At 31.2% G+C, this 5,345-nt stretch carries 5 protein-coding genes; all 5 read left to right on the top strand.

Annotation, left to right across the window (positions count from 1 at the left end):
- Window positions 1–209: 209 nt before the first annotated feature.
- The 5 genes from WJN01_RS15385 (at window position 210) to WJN01_RS15365 (ending at window position 5,257) form a co-directional block, all read left to right on the top strand.
- The gene (locus WJN01_RS15385) at window positions 210–1,148 is read left to right on the top strand and encodes a toxin-antitoxin system YwqK family antitoxin (RefSeq protein WP_445198044.1); all 939 of its coding nucleotides are present in this window, start codon (window positions 210–212) and stop codon (window positions 1,146–1,148) included.
- Window positions 1,149–1,532: 384 nt separating this feature from the next.
- Window positions 1,533–1,832, top strand: coding sequence for a helix-turn-helix domain-containing protein (locus WJN01_RS15380; RefSeq protein WP_445198043.1), 300 nt, complete (start codon window positions 1,533–1,535; stop codon window positions 1,830–1,832).
- Between the two features lie 2 nt (window positions 1,833–1,834).
- Window positions 1,835–2,749, top strand: coding sequence for a hypothetical protein (locus tag WJN01_RS15375; protein ID WP_445198042.1), 915 nt, complete (start codon window positions 1,835–1,837; stop codon window positions 2,747–2,749).
- Window positions 2,750–2,751: 2 nt separating this feature from the next.
- A complete protein-coding gene (locus tag WJN01_RS15370; RefSeq protein WP_445198041.1) occupies window positions 2,752–4,254 on the top strand; it encodes an Eco57I restriction-modification methylase domain-containing protein in 1,503 nt (500 codons plus the stop codon).
- Window positions 4,255–4,669: 415 nt separating this feature from the next.
- Entirely contained in the window at window positions 4,670–5,257 is a 588-nt protein-coding gene (locus tag WJN01_RS15365) for a hypothetical protein (protein ID WP_445198040.1), read from the top strand.
- Window positions 5,258–5,345 lie beyond the last annotated feature (88 nt).

The raw sequence follows: 5,345 nt of genomic DNA, 5'->3' as shown, positions 1-5,345 counted from the left end.
TCCATAGGATGTTCGCAATGGTCAAAAATCAAAAATTATATGATTTTAATTTGCAAATGTCATAGATATCATTGCGGTTGAATTCCTTATCGGAATTCAACGCAAATTTGTTATCTTTCGGCTACGGCGGAAAGAATCCTGCGGATTTTTCCGCAACGAAATCATAGCCGAGACCGTTGTGTGTAATTTAACCAAACCAATCTACTGAATTGAAAACAAGATACTTTCTAATACTTTTTACAATCTTTAGTTCTTGTAAAGATGATATTTCAAATGAAAAATATAGGAATGATAAACATGTTTTTTACCAAGAAGATGGTAAAGCTGGAATATGGCAAAAAATAAATCCTGATTTAGATATTACAAGACCAAAATCCCTTTCGACTTATTTCTTTCCTAATGGTAGCAGATATGCAGAATTAGAAGTAATCGACAGCTTTCCCAATCGAGTAATCAAATACTTTAATAAAAATGACGAGTTACAAAGAACTATAAAATATAACAATGATTCTATAGAAAATCTAACCTATGAAAATGGATATTACGAAAGTTATTATTCAAATAAAGGTTTATTAAAAGTGGAAGGCTTGATTAAAAATGGAATGAATCAAGGGATATGGAAGTATTACAGAAATGATGGAGAAACTCTAAAGAAAATATCAGAATACATTAATGATACAATAAACGGAACTAATCAAGAGTTTTGGGAGAACGGAAATCTGAAAGCCAAATCCACATTTTATAAAGGGAAACAAAATGGTGAGACAATACACTTTTACGAAACTGGAGAAAAAAAAGAAAGTAATTTTCGAAAAAATGGTGTGCCACATGGCCCTACAAAAATATTTTATAAAAGTGGTTCAATAAAGTCTCATAGGAATTTTTGGAATAATAAGGTAATTGATACGGCTAAAGGGTATTATGAGAATGGACAAATCAGAGTAATCCAAATCCACAATTTAGATACTATAACAATGAAAGAATCTGGAAAAGAATGGATTTATTATAAAAACGGAAAAATAAAATCAATTGCTAATATTTCAAATTATAAGTTAAGCGGTAAACCAACACTTTACGATGAAAATGGAGTATTAATAAAAGCTAATGATTCGGAAAAAAACATGACAATGGATTCATTAAACAATTAAAAACTACACACAACAATGGCTAAAGTTCATTGCTTCTGACTTTCCTCTCGGAAAGTCCTCGCAAATTTGCTATCTTCGGTTTTCGGCGGAAAATCCTTGCGGATTTTCACGCAACGAAACCATAGCCCAACCGTTGTATGCAAGGCAAGGAAAAAGAAACGATAGTGCAAACTTGAAAGATTTTTTGTTTTGCCAACCCGCTAAAAAGGAATTTCCAACCCACATTTGGCACATTTGCAAGCCCCACAAGCCGATGCTAAAACCGAAGCTTGCAAAAGAGCCAAATTTTCCCGTCACGCATGTTGACAACTTTTGTCAAAAAATATTTGGATAATAAGTTTTGTTGACTAAATTTGTCAAAACAATTATATTCAACAATAGTACATGAATAGTTTTGGTTTAAAAATACGTGAGATTAGAGAAGAAAAAGGCGAACCATTAAGAGTTGTGGCTTTTCATTTGGGTATTGACCAAGCAATATTAAGCAAGATTGAAAATGGAAAAAGAAAAGCAACAAGAAATCAAGTGGAAAAAATTGCCGAATATTTCAATACTTCTTTAAAAGAACTAATCGTTGAATGGTTAAGTGACAAAATAATATATGACATCGAAGATGATGAATATGGACTTGATGCATTAAAGGTTGCAGAACAAAAGGTTAATTATCTTAGACAGAAAAAATAAATATGGATATTTCAAAAGAAATAAGAAACGAAAAAGAAAAGCTTCTCAAATACTTCAGAGACAGGTCTACTGAATTTATTGCTGAAGTAAATGATGAATATGGAAATACAGAGTACAAGAAAAAAGCAAAAAAGTTAAATACGCTACTTGTTAAAGCTCGTACTACAGTAATTGAAATAATTGAGCAAAAAGCAAAAAAGGACAATTGGACAAATCAAGAAATTCTTGAAAGTGTATTAATGGTTACTTATTGCAATTATGTAGTAATGTTAGAAGTACGACATTCAGTTTGGTCTTATGAGTATATGGCTTTTTCTCGTAGAATTGGAGAGTTATGGGAACCTTTCTGCAAATTAGCTTTTGAATATCCAATCAATGATTTAGAACTATTTATCCCACCCTTATTTTCTGATGTTAAAAAGAAACTTGCGAATGAAATTGAGGAGTACATTGACAAGCTCAATATTACTAACGAAGAAAAACAGCAACTCCTGAAATATTACAACAAAGTATGGGGGCTTGTTACATCTGGAGAGATTCAATTAGAACTGGATTTGCACTTTATTTATCAGGGAAAGAAATATGTTGTTGATTTTAAAAGTGGGTTTGGTTCAAATGAGAAAGGTAATACAAACAGGTTATTGCTTGTTGCAAGTATCTATCATAATTTGGAGGAAAATTATGAGCCTTTAATATTTGTTCGCTCAGAAGAAAACAATAACTATTTCAATACATTAAAGAATTCAGGAATCTGGAGTGCTTTTTCGGGAGCTGATACTTATGAGCAATTAAAGAAGTATTCTGGCTATGACATTAGAACTTGGATAGATGCTAATATCAAATGGACTGAAGATTTAGACAGTGATTTTATTACACATCTTGAAAAAAATGAATTAATTCAATATTTAACGTGGTAGTTATGATTAGTGAGAATAGGATATATCAGGCGTACTATACAAAATCAACACCGATTGTAAATTACATGGTTGACCTTTTGGATTTAAAAGGTAATGAGACTGTATTTGAACCATGTGCTGGTGATGGTGTGTTTATTGACCCAATAGTTAATAAGCACAATAGTATAAATATTGAAGCTTATGAATTGAATGAAAATTCAATTAAGAATTTGGTTGTTAAGTATTCTGACTTTAAAAATGTCTCTATCAAACAAACTGACACATTAACAGATGTTGAATTGGAGTTTTTGTGTTCAATGGGGGGGAAATATGATGCTGTAATTGCAAATCCGCCTTATGGAGCATGGCGGAACACAGAAGACAGAAAGCAATTAAAGAAAAGGTTCAATGGTTTTTATGCAAAGGAAAGTTATTCTCTTTTTTTATACAGAAGTATTGAAGCATTAAAAGATGGAGGTCGTTTAGTATTTATTATTCCAGATACATACTTAAACCTTCATATGCACAAGGACATAAGAAAATATATTCTTTCTAAAACGAAATTAAAAGAAATAGCTCTCTTTCCGTCATCATATTTTCCAGGTGTTAATTTTGGCTATGCTAACCTTTCAATCATAGCATTAGAAAAATGTTCTAATAGCAAAACCTGTATCAACAATGACTTTAGAATAATTAAAGGCTACAAAACTGTTGATGAACTCGGAAGTAACAACACAGATAATCTTCAGATTATTAATCTTAAACAAAAGGAAGTAATTTCAAATAATGATTATGCTTTCATAAGCAATCCTAACCCACAAATAACTTCTTGCATTAAAGAGTCTCTGCAAACAATAGGTGATATTTGTAGCTGTGTAACAGGTTTCTATTCTGGTAATGATAAAGATTATCTTAAAGTATTAAATAAGGAAATTCGGAACTCAAAAAGGTATGATGAAGTATCTCTAGATAAAGTTACTTTTCACTGCAATGAAACTTTATTGAATGGAATAAAAGGAGAGAAACCCTTCGTGCCTATTGTAAAGGGCGGAAATACGAAATATTTTAAACCAGACAATTGGTTTATGAATTGGTCATATGATTTAGTTAGTTTCTTTAAAAAAGACAAAAAAGCACGGTATCAAAATTCATCGTTTTATTTTAAAAAAGGCATTGCAGTTCCTATGGTAAGTTCAAGTTCAATTACAGGTGCTTTGATTGATAATAGATTATTTGACCAGTCTATTGTAGGGATATTTCCAAAGAAAATAGAATATCTTGAATATTTATTAGCATTCTTTAATTCTCCTACTTGCAATACTTTGATACGGACAATAAATCCATCAACTAATAATTCTTCTAACTATATAAAAAAAATACCTTTTAAAACTCCTGAAGAGCTTGAATTCTATGAGATAAAGCACAATATCTTACAAATCATTTCACAAGTAAAAGAAACAGGGGGTTTTGATGTTGAATTAGAGAATAAGAATAATAGAATAATAATGGGTTTATATGGTTTTTAGCCTTCCCTTCGCAGTCATACACATTGGCAAGTCACACGAGCCACCTCGCAAACCAAAACTTACCAAAGAGTATGCCTACCCTAATGCATGGGGAGATTGCCGACCCAAAAACAAAAATATGTGCATTGATTGAGCGTAACTGATTGAGAATGAATAAAGCCCAGCATACAACACGGTATATAAAACATTTGGCGGAAAGTGCTAATATTAAGGGCGGTACATTTAATAAATATTGTAACGGGTTGTTAGGAAATCGCTATGAAAAGCCAAACGTTTCATATACCCATCCGTTACCACACATTTGAGAAAAACGCATTTCATATCTATAATTCTAGTTTTAAACACATTCTTTTCGTTTGCTCAAAACAAAATCGAATTGTTTTCCAATGATTGCAGTCAAGAAAATGGTTTTACTATGTTTAAACTAGATAGAGCAAAACCAAAAATTCTGACCAACCAAAAATTTGGACAAGCTGAAAAATATTTGGAAAATGAAAAATTGATTATTGTAAATAACTCTGACTTTTTAAGAATTGAGTACACAAATATTTTTGGACAGCAAATCGACACGACTTTCACAAACGCAAAGGAACTGACTGAAATAAAAATCTGTGTAAATAAATACAAAGATTACGAGAAGCAATCTTTAATTAAAGAATCAATTAAAAACAATGACAGTTGGGTTTTAATTTCATCTTGGGGACATCAGACCTTTGAATCTGACAAATTGATTTTAAAGCCTAAAAATGGATTTTTCAAATTTAAATATTACAAAAACGGAAAAGTTATAAAACGCGGAAAAATAAAAATAACGGAATCCATAATTGACGGAATATCTCTGTTTGAGCGCAAACTGACTTTAATGCAAAATGCTGACAATTCATGTAATTTCGGAGTGAGTTACAATCTTGAAAACGGAACTGAAAAAATAAGATTTCAAGACGACAGTTGTTCTGGGTTTTCGAATGAACAATTACTAACTGAAATTAAAATAATAAAATAAAAAACGTGTGGTAACAATGGCTATAATTCCTTTAGACTTGCATAATAAAATATAGTAACTTTAGGATTGACCAAAGAGCAGGTAAACT

Source organism: Tamlana sedimenti (assembly GCF_038148895.1).
In the GTDB taxonomy this organism is placed as follows: domain Bacteria; phylum Bacteroidota; class Bacteroidia; order Flavobacteriales; family Flavobacteriaceae; genus Tamlana.
This window is presented reverse-complemented; position numbering and strand designations above follow the sequence as displayed.